Origin of the sequence: Bacillus sp. KICET-3 (assembly GCF_033261025.1) — a bacterium.
Lineage (GTDB): Bacteria > Bacillota > Bacilli > Bacillales > Bacillaceae > Bacillus > Bacillus sonorensis.
On sequence record NZ_CP137345.1, the window covers coordinates 1,731,331 to 1,753,790 of the forward strand.

Sequence of the window (22,460 nt, forward strand, 5' to 3'; positions counted from 1 at the left end):
AAAAGGGGGATTTCATTTGAAAAGAAAGCTGAAAAAGAAGGCGCTCTGCTCCATTTTGAGCGGGCTTTTAGCCGGATCGATGCTTATGCCCGCCGCTTCTTCCGCCGCAGAATCGGCATCACCGCTCACATCCTACAAAGAACAGGCCAAACAAAATGCTTCCACCGGGAAAAAAATATCGGCATCACTTGTAAAACGTTTCAAAAAAGAAGATATGGTCACCTTTTTGATTAAGATGAAAGATCAAGTCGATACGCAAAAAGTCGCAAAACAAGCGGAAAAGAAAGCAAAAGCGAAATCATTGAGTTCAGCTAAAGCGGAATACCAAAAGCGTTCAGCCGTTGTTTCTTCATTAAGAATCAAAGCCGATGAGACGCAGGAGCGTTTGCAAAGCTATTTAAAAAAGCAAGCGAAAAAGGGAAACGCTAAAGATATTCACTCGTTTTATATTGTCAACGGAATGGCTGTCCGTGCGACAAAAGAAGTCATGGAGCAGGTGGCCGCCTTTCCGGAAGTTGAAAAAGTGCTACCGAATGAAAAAAGGCAGTTGATCAAGCCGGCCAAACAGTCTGTCAAACAAAAACCGGTGCAAGCCCGCGGCGGGATTGAATGGAACATCGATCAGATCAGCGCACCGAAAGCGTGGGGATTAGGATTTGACGGAACCGGGACCGTTGTGGCTTCAATTGACACAGGGGTTGAATGGGATCATCCGGCTCTAAAAGAAAAATACCGCGGATATGACCCGGCGCATCCTGACAGTCCTGATCATGAATTCAACTGGTTTGACGCTACGACTGGCGGTTCTGAGCCATATGACGATCTGGAACACGGAACGCATGTGACAGGAACAATGGTTGGCTCAGAGTCCGGGGGCCAAAATCAGATCGGTGTGGCGCCGGGTGCAAAGTGGATTGCGGTGAAAGCCTTTAATGAGGATGGCGGCACAGATGAGGATCTCCTTGAAGCTGGCGAATGGATATTGGCGCCTAAAGACAAGGATGGCAATCCACACCCTGAAATGGCCCCGGATGTCGTCAATAACTCATGGTCCGGCGGATCGGGCCTTGATGAGTGGTACAGGGATATGGTAAAGGCATGGAGAGCCGCCGATATCTTCCCTGAATTTTCCGCAGGCAACGTGGATTTATTTAATCCGGGCGGGCCCGGCTCCATCGCAAACCCGGCAAACTATCCCGAAGCGTTCGCAACAGGGGCGACTGACATCAACAAACAATTGGGCGATTTTTCTTTGCTTGGTCCGTCACCATATGATGAAACAAAACCTGAAATAACCGCTCCCGGTGTCAACATTCGGTCATCTGTTCCGGGAAAAGGCTATCAAGACGGCTGGGACGGGACCTCAATGGCCGGGCCGCATGTATCGGCCGTTGCAGCGCTTTTAAAACAAGCGGATGCATCGCTTTCTGTCGATGAAATGGAACAGATATTAATCAATACGGCAACACCTTTAACAGACAGCAAGTTTACCGAATCACCGAACAACGGGTACGGCCACGGGCTTGTCAACGCGTATGAGGCGGTATCTGCCGTCACGGAAGGACTCGGCAAAGCCGAAGGCCGTGTTGGAAAAGAAGGAGAAGACAGCAAACCGCCGGTTTTAACCCATGAACCGTTTAAAGAGGTTTTTTCAGGTTCTGACATTTCCTTTACAGCTGAAGCTGAAGACGATGTCAGCATTGCGACAGTCAAACTGGCCTATCAAATCGATTCTTCCGAATGGCGGACTGTTGCTGGCAAACAAATCAGCGGCGATTACAAGAAAGGAACGTTTGAAGCGGTCATTCCTTCTTTGGATGGCAAAATCCTTTCCTACAAGTGGATCGTCACAGACTTCGGCGGAAATCAAACGGAGTCCAATTTATATGAAGTTCCGATCTCATTTGCTGTGACAACAGGATATAAACAAAGTTTTGAGACTCCGGCAGCCGGTTGGACAAGCTACGGAGTAAACGATTCATGGCAGCAGGGCGTTCCCGAGTCGGGACCGAAATCGGCCGCATCAGGTAAACAAGTATATGCAACGAATTTGACAGGGCCGTATCAAGATTCGGCGAATATGAATCTTTTGATGCCTAAGGTTCAAGTGCCTAAAAATCAAAAGCTTTATCTCCATTTTAAATATTGGCATGAATTTGAAGAGGATTTTGACTATGGCTTCGTCTATATCCAGCCCGAAGGAGAAACGGAATGGGTGCAGGCCGCTCAATTCACCGGGGTGACTCCGGATTGGATGGATGAAGAAATTGACTTATCCCAATACCAGGGGCAGTCCATTAAGATCATGTTTAATCTGCAATCAGACGAAGACATTTCAAAAGACGGGCTGTACATTGATGATGTCGAGCTTGTCAAAGAGCCGAAAAGCACAGGCAAGAAAAACCGCTTAGGCGTTGAAAAACGTACAGGCAGCATGAAGGACAAGAAAACGAAAAAGCAAACGATCGATCCGAAACAAGCAAAACCGGCTGACGCCGTCCGGCAGGACATACAGAGAGGGAAAGCATCTCCGGCAGTCCTTCCGCTGCGGGCGAAGGTGAGCGTGCTTGAAACGGGAAAATCCACATACTCAAGCGAGAACGACGGCTCATACAGCATAGCCCATCTGCCGGGAACTTATACGATAAAAGCAGAAGCGTACGGATATGAATCAAGCACCCAAACCGTAAAAATTGAAGCCGACAAAACGACAACTGCCGACTTTGTGATGAAAGAACTGAAAAAAGCCACACTGAAGGGGATCGTGAAAAACAAAAAAAGCGGCGAACCCGTTCGACATGCAAAAATCTATCTCATTGAAGACGCGGCCGTCAAGCCTGTACAAACAGATGAAAACGGTACGTATTCAATCACAGCCTATGAAAACTCATACACTGTGAAAATCGCCGCGAAAGGCTATTACAGCAGTCAATTCACGGTTGATCTAAAAGGAGATGCCACAAGAGACATCGAGCTTGATCCTTATATCGGCTATCCCGGTGAAATCGGCTATGATGACGGCACTGCAGAAAATGCCTGGGCTTTTTATGAAGCAGACAATGCCATTGCCGTTAAAATGTCCCTTGACAAAGGACAGGAACAAGCGATGCTGAAAGGCGGACTATTTAAATTCTGGGAAGCTGATTTTCCAGATCCGGGCGGCACCGATTTTGCAGTCGAAGTCTATGACGCTTCAGGCGAAAAAGGTTCTCCAGGCAACAAGATCGCCGGACCGTTCACAGGGGAAGCGCTTCGCAACGGCGAATGGACCAACGTTGATCTGAGTGATGAGGGCATCATGGTCGGAAAGGACTTCTATCTCGTCTATGTGCAAACAAAGGACATGGATCACTCTCCGGCTCTCGCGTCAGATGAAGACGGCGAGAACTCCGGCCGGAACTGGCAATTTACGGACGGTGCCTGGTCGAAAATACCTGTGGAACAAGGCAATTTCATGATTCGCGCTTTAGTCGACTACGAAGTTTCCGTACCGGTGATCACGTCGCCGAAAGACGGGCTTGTCACCAATCAGAAGAAAACCGTCATAGAAGGAACGTCTTCTCCGACAATAACCGTGCATCTATTTAACGGCAAGGAAGAAATCGGAACGGTACAAACCGGAAAAGACGGCACATTTTCAAAAGAAATCGCGCTTCAAAAAGGAGAAAACATCATAACCGCTAAAGCATCTGCCGCTTCCGGAACGACTGATGCTTCCGCTCCGGTCCGGATCGTGCTTGACCAAACCAAACCGAAGCTTTCGATCACTGCGCCGGAAGACGGATCAAAGCTCAATAAAGAAACCGTAACTGTAACAGGCACCGTCTCAGACGACCATTTGGACTCTGTCAAAGTGAACGGGAAGAAAGCAGCCGTTGAAAACGGCGAATATTCGGCCCGGATTCTCCTTGATAACGGGAAAAATGAAATTAAAGTCACGGCTGCTGACGCAGCGGGCAATAAAACAACTAAAAAAGTGGCGGTCGATGTGAATTTTGAAGGGCCGCAAATCACAAACCTCAAGCCGGCTGAGGACATACAGCTGAAGACGGGGGAAACGGTGAAAATCGAGTTTGAAAGCACCGCCGATCTCGATGCGGTCTTCGTCGTCAGAATGCCGCTGACCAACTTCAAAACAGCCGCACAAAACGTGACGGAACTTCCGCTCAGAGAAGTGTCATCAGGCAAGTATGAAGGATATTGGACCGCCACCTCCACTGCGAAAGCAAAGGGAGCGGAAATCGAGGTCATTGCCTGCGATGACTATGGAAATGAAGTGAGAAAAACGGCAAAGGGCAAGCTGTATATTAATGAAAAATCTTAAATTCATGAGAAGCGCCGTCTGTTTTTAGACGGCGTTTTTTTTCTTTCGGACATCGACAAATTCAGTATGAATTTCTCAAAAAATGTGCCATTTGCGCAACATTAATTGACAGACTTTACCTCTGGGCTTGCTTTATACTTAGGAAAACAAACATATGGTCAACCGGTCGCAGAAAGGGAATACGCAAGGAAAGGGGACGGACGTGGAGATTTATCTGGATGCGATTTGGCTGTTAAACTTTTGTTTTGATTTGCTGCTTTTACTGATGACCGCGTTTATATTGAAGCGAAGGGTAAAAAAGCGAAGGTTCATCCTTGGGGCGCTCGTTGCGTCAAGCATCGTTCTGTTTATGTTTACCCCTTTATCGCCATATGTCCTTCACCCGGCCGGCAAGCTGTTTTTTTCCATCTTCATCGTTCTTGTGACGTTTGGATTTAAACGGTTTCGCTTTTTTTTGCAAAATTTGTTTTCTTTTTATTTTGTCACTTTTTTAATGGGAGGGGGAATGATCGGGGTTCATTCTTTGCTGGAAACGGATTCGATCATGGAAAACGGCGTCTTTATGACAAATTGGTCCGGTTTTGGCGATCCCGTCAGCTGGCTGTTTGTCGGAGCCGGATTTCCGGCTGTATGGCTGTTTTCAAAAAAACGCTTTGAAGACGCCGAGGCAAAAAAGATTCAATACGAGGAACGCGTACGCCTTCAGGCGGATATCGACGGACATACGCTTCATTTTAACGGATTGATTGATTCTGGAAATCAGCTGTACGACCCGATTACAAAAACACCTGTCATGATTGTCAATATTGAAAAACTGAACGGCATATTGGGCGAAGAGGCCAGCTCGGTCATCATGGAAAACAGTCCTGTTGACGCCATCGGCCTGCTTGATGATGCATTTCCGCATATCGGCAGGATTCGTTTAATCCCATACAGGGGCGTCGGCCATCAGCATCAGTTTTTAATGTGCCTCAAGCCTGATCATGTGCTGATATATACGAAAAAGGAGGTGCTCGAAGCGCCGAAATGCCTGATCGGAATCAGTACCTCGCCGCTGTCGGCGGATGATGAATTCGATGCGATCGTTCACCCGAAAATGCTGTCCGGCCATCCTGTCAAACACGTTTCATAACACCTCGGGACCCGTTACACTATCATACTCCCGGGGACGCTTATTTAGAAGGGGGAGGAAAATGAAAAAACTAAAATTAAGGCTGACCTATCTCTGGTATAAACTTTTAATAAAGCTCGGATTGAAAAGCGATGAAATTTATTATATCGGCGGAAGCGAAGCGCTGCCGCCGCCATTATCAAAAGACGAGGAGCAGGTGCTTCTTCATAAGCTGCCCGACGGCGATCAGGCGGCGCGGGCGATTTTAATTGAACGCAATTTGCGGCTTGTTGTATATATTGCCAGAAAATTTGAGAATACAGGCATCAATATCGAGGATCTAATCAGCATCGGCACGATCGGCCTCATCAAGGCGGTGAACACCTTTAATCCCGAGAAGAAAATCAAGCTGGCTACATATGCTTCAAGATGTATAGAAAATGAAATTTTAATGTATTTAAGACGGAACAATAAAATCCGTTCAGAAGTATCGTTTGATGAACCGCTAAACATCGACTGGGACGGAAATGAATTATTGCTGTCAGATGTGCTCGGAACGGAAAATGACATCATCACGAAGGATATCGAGGCAAACGTTGACAAAAAGCTGCTGAAAAAAGCGCTCGAGCAGCTGAATGACAGGGAAAAGCAAATTATGGAGCTTCGCTTCGGACTTGTCGGAGGCGAAGAAAAAACGCAAAAAGATGTGGCGGATATGCTCGGTATTTCGCAGTCATATATTTCCCGGCTGGAAAAAAGAATCATCAAAAGACTGAGGAAAGAATTTAATAAGATGGTTTAATTTTTTTATAAAAATTGAATCGTTGCCAGCAAAGGGTTTGTCTTCCTGTCTTCTTATTTTTGGAAATTAACGATGCATATTTTTCCCACCCAAGGAGATACTGAACTTTGTACAGCAGCTCCTGTAGGGAGGGAAAAAAGTGTCGAGAAATAAAGTTGAAATCTGCGGGGTTGATACATCAAAACTGCCCGTGCTCAAGAATGAAGAGATGAGAAAGTTATTCAAGCAAATGCAGGAAGAAGGAGACCGCTCAGCAAGAGAAAAGCTTGTTAACGGCAATTTGCGCCTTGTCTTAAGCGTCATTCAAAGGTTTAACAACAGAGGAGAATATGTTGATGACTTATTTCAAGTCGGGTGTATCGGACTAATGAAATCAATTGATAATTTTGACCTGAGCCACAATGTTAAGTTTTCAACATATGCTGTACCGATGATCATTGGAGAAATCCGCCGTTATCTGCGAGACAACAACCCGATTCGCGTATCGCGGTCACTCAGGGATATCGCGTACAAGGCGCTGCAAGTGCGGGAACGTCTTATCAGTGAGACAAGCAGGGAGCCGACAGCAGAGGAAATCGCCAAAGAGCTTGAAGTATCGCACGAAGAAATCGTCTTCGCCCTTGATGCCATCCAAGATCCTGTATCACTGTTTGAGCCCATCTACAATGACGGAGGAGATCCGATCTATGTGATGGATCAAATCAGCGATGAGCGGAACAAAGATTCCCAATGGATCGAAGAGCTTGCATTAAAAGAGGGAATGAGACGGCTGAACGAGCGTGAAAAAATGATTCTCAGAAAACGCTTCTTCCAAGGCAAGACGCAGATGGAAGTCGCCGATGAGATCGGAATTTCCCAGGCTCAAGTATCACGGCTCGAAAAAGCCGCAATCAAACAAATGAATAAGAATATCCATTAAGCCGCAGACAGTCTGCGGCTTTTTACATGTTAAAATTGGAAAACTATCATTCACTTTGCTGCGATTATGAGCTATAATAAAAGAATTATATTTTAATTTATCAGAAAATTTACATAACTGGAAAGGGGCACAAAAATGGTTTTACAGCTTGAACATGCATCACTAAAGCGGAATGGAGAATGGATCCTCAGCGATGTAGACTGGACGGTGAAAAAAGGGGAGCACTGGGCATTATACGGTTTAAACGGCGCCGGAAAAACGGCTTTGCTCAACATGCTGTGCGCTTACTATTTTCCGACTTCAGGGAGAGTGAATGTACTGGGACATGAGTTTGGCAAAACAGAGCTCGGAGAAAAGCTCCGCCGCAAGATCGGACTCGTGTCAGCCGCATTGCAGCACAAACTTTACCCTGAGGACAGCGCCTTTGAAATTGTGCTCAGCGGCGCGTTCGCATCGATCGGACTTTATGAAACACCTACTCAGGATATCAGGGAAAAAGCGATTTCCTTCCTGGAGGAATTCGGCTCTCTCAAGTATGCGGACAGAAGGTATGAAACCCTCTCCCAGGGGGAAAGGCAAAAGGTGCTGATCTCAAGAGCCTTGATGGCCGATCCTGAGCTCCTGATTCTGGATGAACCTGTTACAGGCCTCGATTTTATCGCGCGGGAACAAGTGCTGGAAACGATCGACAGGATAGCGAAAAAAAAGAATGCGCCATCCATGCTGTATGTCACCCACCACGCCGAGGAAATACTCCCTGTTTTCAGCAAAACGCTGCTGCTTAAAAAGGGGGAAGTATTTGCACAGGGGAAGACGAGAGACATGATGTCAGACGACAGTTTGTCGGCCTTTTTTGAGATGCCGGTCAAAGCCGTTTGGACGGATGACAGACCGTACTTATCGAAGAAAAAGCCTGCAAATGTGAGCGGTTAAACGGTGTTTCCGCGTCAGCTTCCAAGAATGGCGAAGCTTTACAGGAGCCCTTTTCATAACAAAGGGCTCCCTCGCATGTATGTCAAACGGCGGCTTGGCATATGGAACCTTATGCGATGGTGCTGCCGCGGGTTGAGGCAGGTGATGATGACTCCTCTATTAATGCAAGCATTTGGTCTTTCGCCTTGCATGCTTCTTCAAAATATTTCACCGCTATATCGCTGTCCCCCCGCGTTTTGTGGTAAAAAGCCGCTTGTAAAGTCAAATCCGCTACGTCAGACCACAGTTTTTGATCCTTTAGCTGCTGTAAGGCGGTTTCAACGGCAAGCAAATCATGGCGTTCATACAGCGAGCAGATGATGCCCAATTTGACTTTATAGATCGGCTCGTTTTCTTTGTCCGCCCATTCAAGGCTTTTCCAATACCATTTGCGTGCTTCATGATGCAGGTTAAGCTTATAATTGATTCTGCTCAGCATATATGTGCTTCGAACGGCAAACATTGAATGTTGCTGTTCGTGAATGACTGCCGCCCGCTCAATATATCGTTTTGCTCCAGACAACAGATTCCTGCGTTCATAGCATATTCCCAAATGAAAGCATGCATTGCTTTCTGTCAGAGGGTCAAGAGAAGCGGCCTCTTTGAGTGCGTGCTTATAAAGCTGTTCAGCTTTTTCATCATGTTCCAAATCCGCTTCGTTTGCCGCTATCACCATTTCGCATTTCAGCGTTTTCGCAAGATAAGAGCCATGGGCTTTAAATGAGTCGAAGGCTTTTTCAGCATGGCTTAGCGAAAAGTAGTTTTGCCGGATTTTATAATAAACGATTGACAGGTGGTAATGAAACTCCGCTTTTTCGATTTCATCGTCAATGTTAGCGAGTTTTTGTTCAGTAATTCTAAAAAAATCGATGGCTTTTAGGAAATTTTTTTGATCAAACTGATACATACCGGAAAAAAAGTAAAAATAGTATTGAAGCATATGATCGGTTTTAGTATGCACTCCTTCCTGCAACACATGTCCGGATCGATTGAAATGCTCTGTCAGTTGAGTAAAACGCGAATCAAGCAATTCGAAATAATGTGAGAGATGCCGATTCTCCTTGATTTGGGGTAACAGCATCTCAATGACTTTCTGCCATTCAGATGCTTTTGTCAGCTTGTTTTCTTTCAAGGACTTATACCATTCATTCAGCATGTTTCCGATCTTTTCATCAACGATTTTTGCTGCCAATACCGTCCATCCTCTCTTTATTTCATTTATAAAATCAAGTGATGTGAATTATTGTACAAAACAAAATATAATATGACAATATATTTATTTTTTGTTCATTTTAGGATTTTTTGTCTCTTTTTGGGTGTTTGATCATAGTCTAAAACGACTGTGCCAATGGCTTTTTGTTGATCCTGGAACTTAAGTTATTTGTATTTATAGGAAAAAGGTCTCGGAAAATATTTTTTATGTAAGGTGTCGCTTGAATATAAGACTTCACAATTAAAAAAGAGCTTGATAAGATGTCTATGAAAGGAGAGCGGGTTCACTATGATCATCCAATTCATTCGTTATAGATAATGGAAGGTATAGACGAATCATCAACATCCACACCGTCGGGTTTTTTAAAATCGCGAGGGGGCGGGTGTATTTGTCTATGCCTTTTTCATTTATCCAAAACATGAATGAATGAGGTGTATCATCGTGAAGAAGAGATTGCAAAGCGCCGCGCTCATGGGGAGATTTGAAACGATGTTTCAATGTCCGATGTGCGCCGCAGAAATGACCGTTGCCGACCGGAAAAGCTTAATTTGCAAAATCGGCCATACATTCGATATTGCCAGACAGGGATATGTCAATGTCATGACGCATTCTCCCGCTGTAAAATATGATAAAGGTCTGTTTGAAGCCAGAAGGACGATTGCCGGCAGCGGCTTTTTTGAACCGCTGTGCGAAGCGCTGGCAGACCGCATCAAACGAGCCGGCCTGCCAGCCGGAAAAACCGTCAAAATCCTTGATGCAGGATGCGGGGAGGGCTCGCATTTGGCACGGATCACAGAGGAACTTCAAATCCGCTCCGGACGGCGGCTTTTAGGCGTGGGGATGGATTTGTCGAAAGCGGGGATTATAGCGGCAGCCAGGCAGGATAGAGAGGCGATCTGGTGTGTCGCCGATCTGGCAAACGCTCCTTTTCGGAATCGGTCAATGGATGTGATCCTGAGTATATTGTCGCCTTCTAATTATGCGGAATTCAAGCGGCTTGTATCAGATGACGGCATTGTCATCAAAGTGATTCCCAAAAGCGGCTATTTGCAGGAATTAAGGGAAGCGTTTTTTGACGCCCCCCAAAAGCTGGCTTATTCCAATCAGGATACCGCAGACCGGTTCTGTGCGCATTTTGACCTGGAAGACAGGATGGAGCTCACCTACAGCAGCGTGTTAACTCAGCGGCTTCTTCTGCCGCTTATCAACATGACGCCTTTATCCTGGACCGCGGAGAAGGATCGGATCAACTCCTTTTTAAAGAAGGAATCGGCCGCCATTACCGTCGATCTCGATGTGTTCATCGGCAGGAAAAAAGCGAAATAAAGTCATCTGAAGGCAGTCTAAATGAGAGACTGCCTTTCATATAATCATAAAAGGACAGTAGAACAGGGAGGCGTGCCCAACAATATGATGAACATTTCCGATTTCCAGGTGAAGGATGTTGTAAATGTTTCAAACGGAAAAAGGCTCGGAAGCATCGGCGACATTGACATCAATGTTACGACAGGGAAAATTCAGGCGATCGTCATTGGTGGAACGGGAAGGATATTCGGATTTTTCGGAAAAGAAGAGGAGATCGTTATTCCGTGGCGAAATATAGTTAAAATTGGAGAAGACGTCATTTTAGTTCGTTTAAGCTGATATTCAACAAACCGGTCGAGGTAAAGCGCCAAAATCAGGAGCTCATATTTCAAAAAATACATTTCGTTTAGTTTTTTGAAACGAAACTAAACGAAAGCAGAAAGATGTGTTAAAATAGGAGCGATATGATGACATTTGTCGAAAGGCTGATCACCATGAGTACATATAAACCCTTTCGTCTTGATGCTCCGTCAATTCTTTTGATTGAGGATTGGAATCAGACGGCCAAAACCGGCGGAGCGCTTACAGCCGGATTTACGACAAAAAACGGCGGGGAAAGCGAACCGCCTTTTCAATCATTAAATACAGGACTGCACGTTCAGGATCATGAGCGGCATGTCGCAAATAACCGAAAAAAAGTTGCCGAAATTTTGCAAACAGACCTGAATGAATGGGTGTTTGCCGATCAGACTCACGAGGACCGCATTCAAAAAGTGACACATGAACACCGCGGCAGGGGAGCTTTGCGTTACGAAACGGCTCTCGCGGCAACAGACGGGCTTTATACAAACGAGACAAATTTATTTTTGGCGCTCTGTTTTGCCGATTGTGTTCCTGTTTATTTTTACGATCCCGTCCGCTCGCTTGTCGGAATCGCCCATGCAGGATGGAAAGGCACCGTCAAGGGGATTGCCGGGAAAATGATTGAAACCTGGAAGAGCCGTGAAGGGTCTAATCCAGGGGACATCCACGCCGTGATCGGGCCTTCGATCGGCGCTTGCTGCTACACGGTCGATGACCATGTGATCAGCAAAGTCAGACAGCTTCCTCTTCAGGAACAAGACAGAGCTTTTGTGCAGATAAAAGAAGGGGAGTACCGCCTGGAGCTAAAAGAGGTGAACAGACAGCTTCTTTTACATGCGGGAATTCCCGACGGGCAAATCAAAGTGAGCTCGCTGTGCACGAGCTGCGAGCGTTCGCTGTTTTTCTCACATCGAAGAGATCGGGGAAAGACCGGACGGATGATGTCCTTTATCGGGTTAAAGGAGGTATAGCTTACAGGTGGATGTGAAAAGCAATTTACGACATATACATGACAGAATAAACGAAGCGTGTAAAAGATCAGGCAGGACACCTGAAGAAATATCCGTCATCGCAGTCACCAAATATGTATCGCCTGAAAGAGCGCGGGAAGCGCTTGATGCAGGAATCAGGCATTTGGGAGAAAATCGGGATGCCGGGCTGCTTCATAAGTGCGAAATGCTGAAGGATGAAAGACCGGTATGGCATTTTATCGGTACGCTCCAAACAAGAAAAGTAAAAGCGATTATCGATCATGTTTCATATATTCATTCTTTAGACAGGCTTTCTTTAGCAGATGAAATTCAAAAAAGGGCGCAAAAACCGGTTGACTGTTTTGTACAGGTCAATACGTCGCTTGAACCTTCCAAACACGGAATGGCAACAGATGAGGTGCTTCCTTTTGTAAAGAAGCTGTCCGCTTATGAAAACATCAAAATCGCCGGATTGATGACAATGGCGCCATTTACGGATGATGAAGCGGTCATCAGGAGCTGTTTTCGCCAGCTGCGAGAGCTGCGCGGCGAGGTTCAGAAGCTGGATCAATGGAACGCTCCGTGCAGCGAGCTGTCGATGGGGATGTCGAATGACTACACAATTGCTGTCGAGGAAGGCGCGACCTTCGTCAGAATCGGATCTTCCTTAGTCGGAAATGAAACTGGAGGTGGACAATCATGAGTTTGAAAAACAAATTTAAAAACTTTTTTTCCTTAGAAGATGAGGAGTACGAATACGAATATATTGAAACAGACAGGGAGGAGCTCCCTGAAGAACAGGAATCAAAAGACAGAACCGCCTACCAGTCAAAATCGGCGGGGAAGCAGAATGTAGTAAGTTTGCAAAGCGTTCAAAAATCTTCTAAAGTAGTGTTAAGTGAGCCTCGGGTGTACGCAGAAGCCCAGGAAATTGCAGATCATATTAAAAACCGCCGCGCAGTCGTCGTCAACTTGCAGCGCATCCAGCATGACCAGGCGAAACGGATCGTCGATTTCTTAAGCGGGACGGTTTACGCCCTCGGCGGCGATATTCAGCGGATCGGCTCCGACATCTTTTTATGCACGCCTGAAAACGTCGATGTCTCCGGCACGATTTCCGAGCTCATAGAAGAAGAACACCAGAGGTGGTAAATCGCAGATGATCCTATTTTATATTTATAAAATTTTAAGCATGCTTTTAACCGTTTATTCGTTTGCGCTTATTATTTACATTTTTATGTCCTGGGTGCCGAATGCTAGAGCAACATCATTCGGCAGAGTGTTGGCATCTGTTTGTGAGCCTTATCTTGAACCGTTCAGAAGAATCATTCCTCCGCTTGGCATGATTGACATTTCTCCGATTGTGGCGATCTTTGTCCTGCGGTTCGCAGATATGGGGCTTATTGCGGTCTTCAGAATGCTCGGCGCTTTTTAAAACATTCTATTTCCGGTCCCTTTAAGGATGGCACGGAGCCTGAAGAAAGTGCCGAAGCGTTGCCTTCAACGTTTGCTGGCAAGTGGGGGCTTGGCTCTAAGCCAAGCCCGTTGACTTAGAAAGGAAAGACAATGAGCGATATTTACCAGCATTTCAGAAAAGACGAAGAGCCGTTCATTGACCAGGTTCTCGAATGGAAACAAATAGTGGCTGATCAATACCGGATGAAGCTGACCGATTTTTTGGATCCCCGGGAGCAGGTGATTCTGAATTCTCTCGTTGGTCAGCCGGATGAGGTGAAGCTTGGGTTTTTCGGCGGCTTTTCTGAAGCCGAACGAAAACGGGCCATCCTTTATCCGGAATATGCCGAGCCGTCCGCGGAAGATTTTCAGCTTCAGGCTTATGAAGTGCTGTATCCGCAGAAATTCGCCTCCATTGAACATCGCGAGCTTCTAGGATCTTTAATGGGGATCGGGCTGAAGCGGCAAAAGTTCGGTGATCTGATCTATGCCGGCGGGATATGGCAGTTTGTTTGTTCGGAAGAAGTTGCTGATTTCGTGTTTTCCCAGCTCGGGCAAATCGGCAAGGTGAAAGTATCTCTGGAAAAAATTCCGCTGTCAAAGCTTAAAGTACCGGAGCAAGATGTCGAAATAATGGATGATACAGTTTCATCTTTAAGGCTTGATTCTGTTTGCTCGGCAGTGAGCAGACTGTCTCGGCAAAAAGCCCAGGCGCTTGTCAAAAACGGACTCGTCAAAGTGAATTGGAAGGTCATCGAAGACCCCTCATATTCACTTGCGGAAGGGGACAAGCTGTCTGTTCGCGGCTTTGGGCGCTTCACGCTGAAAAGCATTGACGGCAAAACGAAAAAAGGCAAGTGGAGATTGACATTTGAAAAACAAAAATAAGCCGTTTTACAGTTTTTTCTCCACCCGGTCGAATTTTGCTTTATAATGTTGAATAGGACAATTGTACATAAAGAAAATAATGGAGGTGGGCAGCATGCCATTGACGCCAAATGACATTCATAATAAGACATTTACCAAAGCGTTCCGCGGCTATGATGAAGACGAAGTGAACGAATTTCTGACCCAGGTGAGAAAGGATTACGAGATCGTGCTTCGCAAAAAAACAGAGCTTGAAGCGAAGGTAAATGAACTCGATGAGCGTCTCGGACACTTTTCAACGATTGAAGAGACATTGAATAAATCGATTCTTGTCGCACAGGAAGCGGCAGAGGACGTAAAACGAAGCTCTGAAAAAGAAGCGAAGCTCATCGTCCGCGAAGCCGAGAAGAACGCAGACCGGATCATCAATGAAGCTCTTTCTAAATCGAGAAAGATCGCAATGGAAATCGAAGAGCTGAAAAAGCAGTCAAAAGTATTCAGAACCCGCTTCCAAATGCTGATCGAAGCCCAGCTTGACCTGCTGAAAAATGATGACTGGGATCATTTGCTTGAGTATGAAGTAGACGCAGTCATGGACGAAAGGGAATAGATTTTCCTTTCAATCTTGACATGTTCTGATCAGTTCGCATATAATACGTTCATAATTGAGATGAAAAACGTTTGAGAGGGACAGACATCGATTCCTAAAAGCAATCGAAGCGACCCGGGGGCGGTGTGAGCCTGGGATTGCCGGAATTCATGTGGATCAGCCCTCGAGTTTCCTTTCTGAACCGTGCAGTAGGAAAGGACGTTCCGTCACGTTACGATGTTTGAGAGGATAAGCCGAATTCGGCTTGTCTAAAAGGGTGGTACCGCGAGATCAAAGCCTTCTCGTCCCTTATGGGATGAAAGGCTTTTTTTGTTTTAGAAAAATGTTTTGGAGGAATGGGAATGGATTACAAAGACACGCTCTTAATGCCGAAGACGGATTTTCCAATGAGAGGAAACCTGCCGAAGCGGGAGCCTGACATTCAGGAGAAATGGGAAGATATGGACATCTACCGCCTCGTTCAGCAACGGACAGAAGGCAGGCCGATGTTTGTTCTGCATGACGGCCCTCCGTACGCAAACGGTGACATTCACATGGGGCATGCGCTTAACAAAGTTTTGAAGGACTTCATCGTCCGTTCAAGGTCGATGAGCGGCTATCACGCGCCATATGTACCCGGCTGGGATACCCATGGACTGCCGATCGAAACAGCGCTGACGAAAAACAAAAAAGTAAAGCGCAAAGAAATGACGGTAGCCGAATTCCGCAAGCTTTGCGAAGAATATGCGTGGCAGCAAATCGAAGGCCAAAAAGCGCAATTTAAGCGCCTCGGTGTCAGAGGAGATTGGGAAAACCCGTATGTCACGTTAAAGCCTGAATTTGAAGCACAGCAAATTAAAGTGTTTGGCGAAATGGCGAAAAAAGGCTATATCTACAAAGGCTTAAAGCCTGTTTACTGGTCTCCTTCAAGTGAATCGGCATTGGCTGAAGCGGAAATCGAGTATCAGGATAAACGCTCACCATCCATTTATGTCGCTTTTGACGTGAAGGACGGAAAAGGCGTTTTGACAAACGGCGAAAAAATCGTTATCTGGACGACGACGCCTTGGACGATCCCGGCCAACCTCGGAATCGCCGTGCATCCCGACTTAGAATACAGCGTCGTGGCTGAAGGCGGTTCCCGCTATGTGATCGCAAGCGCATTGGTGGAAAGCGTAGCAAAAGCGGTCGGCTTTGAGAATCCTGAAGTTGTACAGACCGTCAAAGGAAAAGACTTGGAGCATATTGTGGCCGTTCATCCTTTATACGGAAGAGATTCACTTGTCATGCTTGGCGAGCACGTGACGACAGACGCCGGCACAGGATGTGTTCATACCGCTCCGGGCCACGGGGAAGACGACTTTATCATCGGTCAGAAATACGGACTTGACGTTCTCTGCCCTGTCGATGAGAAAGGAAATATGACGAGCGAAGCGCCAGGCTTTGAAGGGCTGTTCTACGATCAGGCCAACAAGCCGATTACGGAAAAGCTTGAGGAAAACGGCGCTTTGCTGAAGCTTGATTTCATCACCCACTCCTATCCGCATGACTGGAGAACGAAAAAGCCGACGATTTTCCGGGCGACCGCTCAATGGTTCGCGTCGATCAAAGACTTCAGAAACGAGCTGCTCGAAGCCGTCAAGGAAACAAAATGGGTGCCTGAATGGGGCGAAACGCGTCTCTATAATATGATCCGCGACCGCGGCGACTGGTGCATCTCCAGACAGCGCGCATGGGGCGTGCCGATTCCGGTATTTTATGCTGAAAACGGCGAGCCGATCATCACCGATGAAACGATTCAGCACGTTTCTGATTTGTTCAGGGAGCACGGGTCAAACATCTGGTTTGAAAAAGAAGCGAATGAACTGCTTCCGGAAGGCTTTACACATCCGGGAAGCCCGAACGGGAAGTTCACGAAAGAACAGGATATCATGGACGTCTGGTTTGATTCCGGTTCATCCCACCAGGCTGTATTGGAAGAGCGCGATGACCTGGTCAGACCTGCGGATTTATATCTCGAAGGTTCTGACCAATACCGCGGCTGGTTTAATTCATCCATTTCAACGGCTGTCGCTGTCACTGGAAAAGCCCCATATAAAGGCGTGCTGTCGCACGGATTTGCGCTTGACGGAGAAGGCCGCAAAATGAGTAAATCGCTCGGCAATGTGGTTGTTCCGGCAAAAATCATGAATCAGTTTGGAGCCGATATTTTGCGGCTGTGGGTTGCCTCTGTCGACTATCAAGCAGATGTCCGCGTATCTGACGCGATTTTGAAGCAAGTCGCTGAAGTGTACCGGAAAATCCGCAATACATTCCGCTTCCTTCACGGGAATATTGCCGATTTTGATCCGGCAAAAGACGCGGTGGCTGTAGAAGATCTTCGCGAAGTCGATCAATACATGCTGATCAAGCTGAACAATGTCATTGAAAAAGTTAAAAAAGCTTATGAAGAATATGATTTTGCGGTGATTTACCATACCGTTCATAACTTCTGTGCAATTGAACTGAGCGCGTTTTATATGGATTTTGCCAAAGATGTCGTTTATATTGAGCACGCCGATCATAAAGACCGCCGCAGCATGCAGACCGTTTTTTATGAAACATTGGTCGCGCTCGTCAAGCTGGTCGCACCGATCTTGGCGCATACGGCAGATGAGATGTGGAGCCATTTCACATTTGTAACGGAAAAAAGCGTTCAGCTTACCGATATGCCTGAAACACAGCACATTCCGAATGCAAAAGAGACGGAAGAGAAATTCGACCGCTTCATGAAGCTTCGCGACGACGTGTTAAAAGCCCTTGAAACAGCCCGGAATGAAAAAGTGATCGGAAAATCTTCCGTTGCAAGCCTGACGCTGTATCCGAACGAGCAGTCAAGAACTTTGCTGTCTTCCATCAACGAAGATCTAAAACAGCTCTTTATCGTTTCAGAATTGACGATCGCCGGTACTGAAGCTGAAGCTCCGGAAGATGCACAAACGTTTGAGACAGGGAAAATTGTCGTTGCACAGGCTGAAGGAGAAACATGTGAACGGTGCCGCATGGTATCGAAAGAAATCGGCCAGGATTCCGACCATCCTGAACTTTGCCCTCGCTGTGCAAATATTGTCAAAACCTATTATTAATATGAATCAAAAAGCGGTCCGCATTCCCGGACCGCTTTTTTTTCGTTTTCTGAAATATGGCTGAATCCCAAACTTGACACTGATTTGAACGTCAGGAAAAATCTTATGGGCTTGGAGATCCAAGTTGGCGGCAACACTAAAAGCACAACGATAAGAGCAGGAGTTGATAAAGGCGTGAATAATCAGCTGGCGAGCATACAAAGCGAACTTCTTCAAATGAAGCAGGAACTGGAATCAAGATTGTTTGAATATTCCTTTTTTCAACAAGATTCACCGTCAATCAATTCATATCAGCAGGCGACTCTTATATACCATGTGAAAGAAGAACTCCAGGATGTGCTTTTAGCCCTGTCAAAAATAGAAAACGGGACATATGGGATATGCGAAGAAACGGGGCAGCCGATTCCGTACGCGAAAATGGCCGTTTTGCCGACGGCAAGGACGGCAAATGATTTTTTGTACCATATCCAATTTGAAAAAAAGACGCTGCCCATTTGGGCTGAAACTGATGATCCCTACAATGAGGCGCTTTATTCATGATGTTTGGAAAAGAGGGCAGACGATCTGTCCTCTTTTAGGATGTCAATGAATATTCCTTTACTCCTATACTTTTTCTTGATAAAATGCTTAAATGAAGAAAAACAGAAACTGGAGGAACGATTTGTGCCTTATTACATAATTGCACTGTTTATTATCGGTATCGATCAATTAACAAAATGGCTCGTTGTCAGCAATATGGTATACGGGGAAAGCATTCCTGTCATCGGCGGCTTCCTGCAGATCACATCGCACCGGAATACCGGCGCGGCATGGGGAATCCTCGCGGGGCAGATGTGGTTTTTTTATATCATTACAACGATTGTCATTGTCGGCATCATCTATTACATCCAGAAGCATGCAAAAGGGCAGAAGCTGCTCGGGATTTCGCTCGGCTTGATGCTTGGCGGCGCAATCGGCAATTTTATCGACCGGGTGTTCAGACAAGAGGTGGTCGATTTTATTCATGTGACGATCGTCAACTATCATTATCCGATTTTCAACATCGCTGATTCATCTTTATGCATCGGCGTCCTGCTCTTGTTTGTACAAATGCTGTTAGACGGAAAGAAAAAGAAGGAGCTGTAAAATGGAGCATTATGAAATGACCGTTCAGGAAGACCATAAGAGTGAACGGATTGATAAATATTTGACCGTGATGGAAACGGACTGGTCACGGACACAGGTTCAACAATGGATTAAAGAAGAACGCGTACAAGTAAACGACAAGGCTGTTAAAGCCAATTACAAGGTCCAGCCCGGTGATGTGGTCATAGTCGATGTTCCTGAGCCGGAACCGCTGGATGTTTTGGCAGAGCCGATGGATCTTGACATTTATTATGAAGACCAGGATGTCCTTGTCGTCAATAAACCGCGCGGGATGGTGGTTCATCCGGCTCCCGGCCATCTGACGGGAACGCTTGTCAACGGTTTGATGGCGCATTGCGATGATTTGTCAGGCATAAACGGCGTGATGCGGCCGGGGATCGTGCACCGGATTGATAAAGATACATCAGGCCTCTTGATGGTCGCAAAAAACGATATGGCCCATGAATCGCTTGTCAACCAGCTTGTCAAAAAGACGGTGACAAGGAAATACACGGCCCTCGTCCATGGCGTTATCCCGCATGACCACGGCACAATCGACGCTCCGATCGGAAGGGACAAAAAAGACCGGCAAAGCATGACGGTCACAAGAGAGAACGGAAAGCACGCCGTCACCCATTTCGAAGTGAAAGAACGGTTCGACGATTTTACGGTCGTTGAATGCCGGCTCGAGACGGGGAGAACCCATCAGATTCGGGTGCATATGAAATATATCGGCTTTCCTCTTGCCGGAGATCCTAAATACGGGCCGAAGAAAACGATCGATTTCAATGGACAGGCTCTCCATGCCGGAGTCTTGGGGTTTGATCATCCGCGTACGGGAGAGTATGTTGAATTTGAAGCGCCATTGCCTGAAGATATGAAAATTCTTCTCGACAATCTTCGAAATAAACATTGACAGACGATTTCTTTTTTGAAATAATAAACGAAGCTGAACAGATTCTTTAACACAGTCCAGAGAGGCTGAGAAGGATATCGGACAAGTGAATGATATGATTCGCTTAAAGAACCCCTCTCTGCCTTTTATGCAGAAGGGGTTTTTGTTTGATCCTTTTTAACAAAGAGATGAGGTGCGAAGGTCATGAGTGAACAGGAAAAGGCTGTTGTGCTTGACGAACAGGCGATCAGAAGGGCATTGACAAGGATCGCCCACGAAATGATTGAACGAAACAAAGGAATGAACGACTGCATCCTTGTCGGCATCAAGACGAGAGGCATTTATTTGGCGAAGCGCCTCGCCGAACGCATTGAACAAATTGAAGGAAACCGGGTGATTGTAGGAGAACTCGACATTACCCTGTACAGGGACGATTTGTCCAAAAAAACCGCCAATGAAGAGCCGCTTGTCAAAGGCGCGGATATTCCGGCTGACATTACCGATCAAAAGGTGATTGTCGTCGATGATGTCCTTTACACGGGAAGGACGGTCAGAGCGGCGATGGATGCGCTCGTCGACGTCGGACGGCCTTCGGCAATCCAGCTCGCCGTGCTTGTCGACCGCGGCCACAGGGAGCTGCCGATCAGAGCCGACTTCATCGGAAAAAACATTCCGACTTCTAAATCCGAAAAGGTCATGGTTCAGCTGGAAGAAGTTGACGGACGTGATCTTGCGGCAATTTACAAAAAATGAATGACAGCTTAGCTTGAAAACGTCCTGAAGTCGGGGAACAGTGAGCACCGAAGTGCAGCTGTGACGGCGAATGCAAACGTTTGTCAGCAAGCTGAGAATCCTTTTTTAAATGCATTCCAGTGAGTTTGCAAAGAGGGATGAGACACTTAGGAGTCACGCCAGCAGTGACGATTTTTGTCTGCCTCTTTGCGCATATGCAAAGAGGCTTTTTTAATGGGCGTTTTCTTTTTAGAGAGTAAGACATCATAGACAGTGAATCGATCATCAGGAGGAAAAATTATGAGTCAGAAAAACGTTAACTTAGATGTAAGAGAAGTGCCAAAACCGCTGAATTGGGTTTCGTTCAGTCTCCAGCATCTGTTCGCCATGTTCGGATCGACCATTCTCGTGCCGAAGCTGGTCGGCTTGAGTCCAGGCGTTGCACTGATCACAAGCGGACTTGGAACACTCGCATATCTCTTGATTACAAAAGGACAGATTCCGGCTTACTTAGGTTCATCATTCGCGTTTATTTCCCCGATCCTTGCTGCAAAAGCGGCCGGCGGACCGGGAGCGGCCATGATCGGCGCCTTTATGGCGGGTATCGTCTACGGATTGATCGCCCTTTTCATCCAGCGGCTTGGCACAGGTTGGCTGATGAAGCTTCTCCCGCCGATTGTCATCGGACCGGTCATTATCGTCATCGGACTCGGGCTGGCGAGTACAGCGGTCAATATGGCCATGTACGAAAATCCAAACACCGAAACGCTTGTCTACAGCGCCAAACACTTCGGTGTCGCCGGGTTTACGCTTGCTGTGACTGTCATCTGTGCGATTTTCTTACGCGGGTTTTTCAGCCTGATTCCCGTGTTAATCGGAATTATCTGTGGATACTTGTACGCGCTCACTCAAGGAATTGTCGACTTTCAAATGGTAGCTGACGCCAAATGGTTTGCGGTTCCCGATTTCGTTCTTCCGTTTGTTGATTATACGCCGAGTGCAGCTGCGCTCATCATCGGACTTGCCATGGTGCCTGTCGCTTTCGTGACGATGTCTGAGCATATCGGACACCAGATGGTGCTGAGCAAAGTGGTCGGCCGGGATTTCATCAAAAAACCCGGACTTCACCGCTCCATCTTCGGGGACAGTGTGGCGACGATGCTCGCTTCATGCATCGGCGGACCGCCGACAACGACCTATGGAGAAAATATCGGCGTGTTAGCGATCACAAGGGTATTCAGCGTATTTGTCATCGGAGGAGCCGCAGTCATTGCCTTGTGCTTCGGATTTGTCGGCAAAATATCAGCACTGATCAGTTCGGTTCCTTCAGCCGTCATGGGAGGCGTTTCCTTCCTGTTGTTTGGCATCATCGCCTCAAGCGGGCTCCGCATGCTGATTGACAATAAAATTGATTTGGAAAACAAACGAAACCTGATTATTTCATCCGTCATTCTCGTCATCGGCGTCGGCGGCGCATTTATCAAAATTTCGGGATTTGAGCTGTCCAGCATGGCGCTTGCGGCAATTGTCGGAGTGATATTGAATCTTGTCCTGCCGGAAGCCAAGGAAGAACAGGACGGGACAGAGGCAGAAAATCATATATAGAAGACCTTTTAATGGAAGTCCAGAGAGGCTTGAAAGGGTTGCTGAAAAGAGAAGTGGGTTTTCACATTCTCTGATTCACTATACCCC

General features: G+C 46.6%; 20 protein-coding genes and 1 other annotated feature. Of the genes, 19 read left to right on the forward strand and 1 reads right to left on the reverse strand.

What is annotated here, in order from left to right; translation table 11 throughout:
- Window positions 1-16 precede the first annotated feature (16 nt).
- The 5 genes from R5H20_RS08775 (at window position 17) to R5H20_RS08795 (ending at window position 8,089) form a co-directional block, all read left to right on the forward strand.
- The gene (locus R5H20_RS08775) at window positions 17-4,324 is read left to right on the forward strand and encodes a S8 family peptidase (protein ID WP_006638264.1); all 4,308 of its coding nucleotides are present in this window, start codon (window positions 17-19) and stop codon (window positions 4,322-4,324) included.
- Between the two features lie 202 nt (window positions 4,325-4,526).
- On the forward strand, window positions 4,527-5,456 hold the full coding sequence (gene spoIIGA / locus R5H20_RS08780) for a sigma-E processing peptidase SpoIIGA (RefSeq protein WP_006638263.1): 930 nt from the start codon (window positions 4,527-4,529) through the stop codon (window positions 5,454-5,456).
- 61 nt (window positions 5,457-5,517) lie between these two features.
- Window positions 5,518-6,237, forward strand: a complete 720-nt coding sequence (sigE, locus tag R5H20_RS08785; protein ID WP_006638262.1) for an RNA polymerase sporulation sigma factor SigE — start codon at window positions 5,518-5,520, stop codon at window positions 6,235-6,237.
- Between the two features lie 139 nt (window positions 6,238-6,376).
- Window positions 6,377-7,156 carry an RNA polymerase sporulation sigma factor SigG gene (sigG, locus tag R5H20_RS08790; protein WP_006638261.1) on the forward strand — a complete coding sequence of 260 codons (780 nt, stop codon included), beginning with the start codon at window positions 6,377-6,379 and terminating at the stop codon, window positions 7,154-7,156.
- Between the two features lie 135 nt (window positions 7,157-7,291).
- Complete coding sequence (locus R5H20_RS08795) at window positions 7,292-8,089, forward strand: ABC transporter ATP-binding protein (protein WP_006638260.1); 798 nt, start codon at window positions 7,292-7,294, stop codon at window positions 8,087-8,089.
- A gap of 109 nt (window positions 8,090-8,198) precedes the next feature.
- On the opposite strand, the gene R5H20_RS08800 is transcribed toward R5H20_RS08795, so the two are convergent.
- The gene (locus R5H20_RS08800) at window positions 8,199-9,320 is read right to left on the reverse strand and encodes a response regulator aspartate phosphatase (RefSeq protein WP_006638259.1); all 1,122 of its coding nucleotides are present in this window, start codon (window positions 9,318-9,320) and stop codon (window positions 8,199-8,201) included.
- Window positions 9,321-9,782: 462 nt separating this feature from the next.
- Here R5H20_RS08800 and R5H20_RS08805 point away from each other — a divergent pair, with 462 nt between their 5' ends.
- The 14 genes from R5H20_RS08805 to pyrP all read left to right on the forward strand — a co-directional run bounded on the left by R5H20_RS08805 (window position 9,783) and on the right by pyrP (window position 22,373).
- A complete protein-coding gene (locus tag R5H20_RS08805; protein ID WP_006638258.1) occupies window positions 9,783-10,667 on the forward strand; it encodes a putative RNA methyltransferase in 885 nt (294 codons plus the stop codon).
- 84 nt (window positions 10,668-10,751) lie between these two features.
- The gene (locus R5H20_RS08810) at window positions 10,752-10,985 is read left to right on the forward strand and encodes a YlmC/YmxH family sporulation protein (protein WP_006638257.1); all 234 of its coding nucleotides are present in this window, start codon (window positions 10,752-10,754) and stop codon (window positions 10,983-10,985) included.
- Between the two features lie 155 nt (window positions 10,986-11,140).
- On the forward strand, window positions 11,141-11,980 hold the full coding sequence (gene pgeF, locus R5H20_RS08815) for a peptidoglycan editing factor PgeF (protein WP_040348353.1): 840 nt from the start codon (window positions 11,141-11,143) through the stop codon (window positions 11,978-11,980).
- A 7-nt stretch (window positions 11,981-11,987) separates the two neighbouring features.
- Window positions 11,988-12,683: a YggS family pyridoxal phosphate-dependent enzyme gene (locus R5H20_RS08820; protein WP_006638255.1), complete on the forward strand. Its 696-nt coding sequence runs from the start codon at window positions 11,988-11,990 to the stop codon at window positions 12,681-12,683.
- Window positions 12,680-13,132: a cell division protein SepF gene (gene sepF / locus R5H20_RS08825; RefSeq protein ID WP_006638254.1), complete on the forward strand. Its 453-nt coding sequence runs from the start codon at window positions 12,680-12,682 to the stop codon at window positions 13,130-13,132. The genes R5H20_RS08820 and sepF overlap by 4 nt, the downstream gene beginning before the upstream one ends.
- Before the next feature lie 7 nt (window positions 13,133-13,139).
- Window positions 13,140-13,415 carry a YggT family protein gene (locus R5H20_RS08830; protein ID WP_006638253.1) on the forward strand — a complete coding sequence of 92 codons (276 nt, stop codon included), beginning with the start codon at window positions 13,140-13,142 and terminating at the stop codon, window positions 13,413-13,415.
- Between the two features lie 131 nt (window positions 13,416-13,546).
- Complete coding sequence (locus R5H20_RS08835; RefSeq protein WP_006638252.1) at window positions 13,547-14,323, forward strand: YlmH family RNA-binding protein; 777 nt, start codon at window positions 13,547-13,549, stop codon at window positions 14,321-14,323.
- Between the two features lie 94 nt (window positions 14,324-14,417).
- Window positions 14,418-14,912, forward strand: a complete 495-nt coding sequence (locus tag R5H20_RS08840; protein ID WP_006638251.1) for a DivIVA domain-containing protein — start codon at window positions 14,418-14,420, stop codon at window positions 14,910-14,912.
- A gap of 61 nt (window positions 14,913-14,973) precedes the next feature.
- Window positions 14,974-15,204: a binding site (T-box leader), on the forward strand.
- A gap of 49 nt (window positions 15,205-15,253) precedes the next feature.
- The gene (ileS, locus tag R5H20_RS08845; protein WP_006638250.1) at window positions 15,254-18,016 is read left to right on the forward strand and encodes an isoleucine--tRNA ligase; all 2,763 of its coding nucleotides are present in this window, start codon (window positions 15,254-15,256) and stop codon (window positions 18,014-18,016) included.
- A 174-nt stretch (window positions 18,017-18,190) separates the two neighbouring features.
- Window positions 18,191-18,556 carry a TraR/DksA C4-type zinc finger protein gene (locus R5H20_RS08850; RefSeq protein WP_006638249.1) on the forward strand — a complete coding sequence of 122 codons (366 nt, stop codon included), beginning with the start codon at window positions 18,191-18,193 and terminating at the stop codon, window positions 18,554-18,556.
- 123 nt (window positions 18,557-18,679) lie between these two features.
- Complete coding sequence (gene lspA / locus R5H20_RS08855; protein WP_006638248.1) at window positions 18,680-19,141, forward strand: signal peptidase II; 462 nt, start codon at window positions 18,680-18,682, stop codon at window positions 19,139-19,141.
- A 1-nt stretch (window position 19,142) separates the two neighbouring features.
- Window positions 19,143-20,057, forward strand: a complete 915-nt coding sequence (locus tag R5H20_RS08860; protein ID WP_006638247.1) for an RluA family pseudouridine synthase — start codon at window positions 19,143-19,145, stop codon at window positions 20,055-20,057.
- A gap of 183 nt (window positions 20,058-20,240) precedes the next feature.
- Window positions 20,241-20,789 carry a bifunctional pyr operon transcriptional regulator/uracil phosphoribosyltransferase PyrR gene (pyrR, locus tag R5H20_RS08865; protein ID WP_006638246.1) on the forward strand — a complete coding sequence of 183 codons (549 nt, stop codon included), beginning with the start codon at window positions 20,241-20,243 and terminating at the stop codon, window positions 20,787-20,789.
- A gap of 279 nt (window positions 20,790-21,068) precedes the next feature.
- Window positions 21,069-22,373, forward strand: coding sequence for a uracil permease PyrP (gene pyrP, locus R5H20_RS08870; protein WP_006638245.1), 1,305 nt, complete (start codon window positions 21,069-21,071; stop codon window positions 22,371-22,373).
- Window positions 22,374-22,460 lie beyond the last annotated feature (87 nt).

Excerpts from the sequence above, each read along its gene's own strand:
- R5H20_RS08860 (WP_006638247.1), top strand. The coding sequence starts at position 19,143 with ATGGAGCATTATGAAATGACCGTTCAGGAAGACCATAAGAGTGAACGG.
- ileS (WP_006638250.1), top strand. The coding sequence starts at position 15,254 with ATGGATTACAAAGACACGCTCTTAATGCCGAAGACGGATTTTCCAATG.
- pyrR (WP_006638246.1), top strand. The coding sequence starts at position 20,241 with ATGAGTGAACAGGAAAAGGCTGTTGTGCTTGACGAACAGGCGATCAGA.
- R5H20_RS08835 (WP_006638252.1), top strand. The coding sequence starts at position 13,547 with ATGAGCGATATTTACCAGCATTTCAGAAAAGACGAAGAGCCGTTCATT.
- R5H20_RS08830 (WP_006638253.1), top strand. The coding sequence starts at position 13,140 with ATGATCCTATTTTATATTTATAAAATTTTAAGCATGCTTTTAACCGTT.
- sigE (WP_006638262.1), top strand. The coding sequence starts at position 5,518 with ATGAAAAAACTAAAATTAAGGCTGACCTATCTCTGGTATAAACTTTTA.
- pyrP (WP_006638245.1), top strand. The coding sequence starts at position 21,069 with ATGAGTCAGAAAAACGTTAACTTAGATGTAAGAGAAGTGCCAAAACCG.
- R5H20_RS08810 (WP_006638257.1), top strand. The coding sequence starts at position 10,752 with ATGATGAACATTTCCGATTTCCAGGTGAAGGATGTTGTAAATGTTTCA.
- pgeF (WP_040348353.1), top strand. The coding sequence starts at position 11,141 with ATGAGTACATATAAACCCTTTCGTCTTGATGCTCCGTCAATTCTTTTG.
- R5H20_RS08840 (WP_006638251.1), top strand. The coding sequence starts at position 14,418 with ATGCCATTGACGCCAAATGACATTCATAATAAGACATTTACCAAAGCG.
- sepF (WP_006638254.1), top strand. The coding sequence starts at position 12,680 with ATGAGTTTGAAAAACAAATTTAAAAACTTTTTTTCCTTAGAAGATGAG.
- R5H20_RS08795 (WP_006638260.1), top strand. The coding sequence starts at position 7,292 with ATGGTTTTACAGCTTGAACATGCATCACTAAAGCGGAATGGAGAATGG.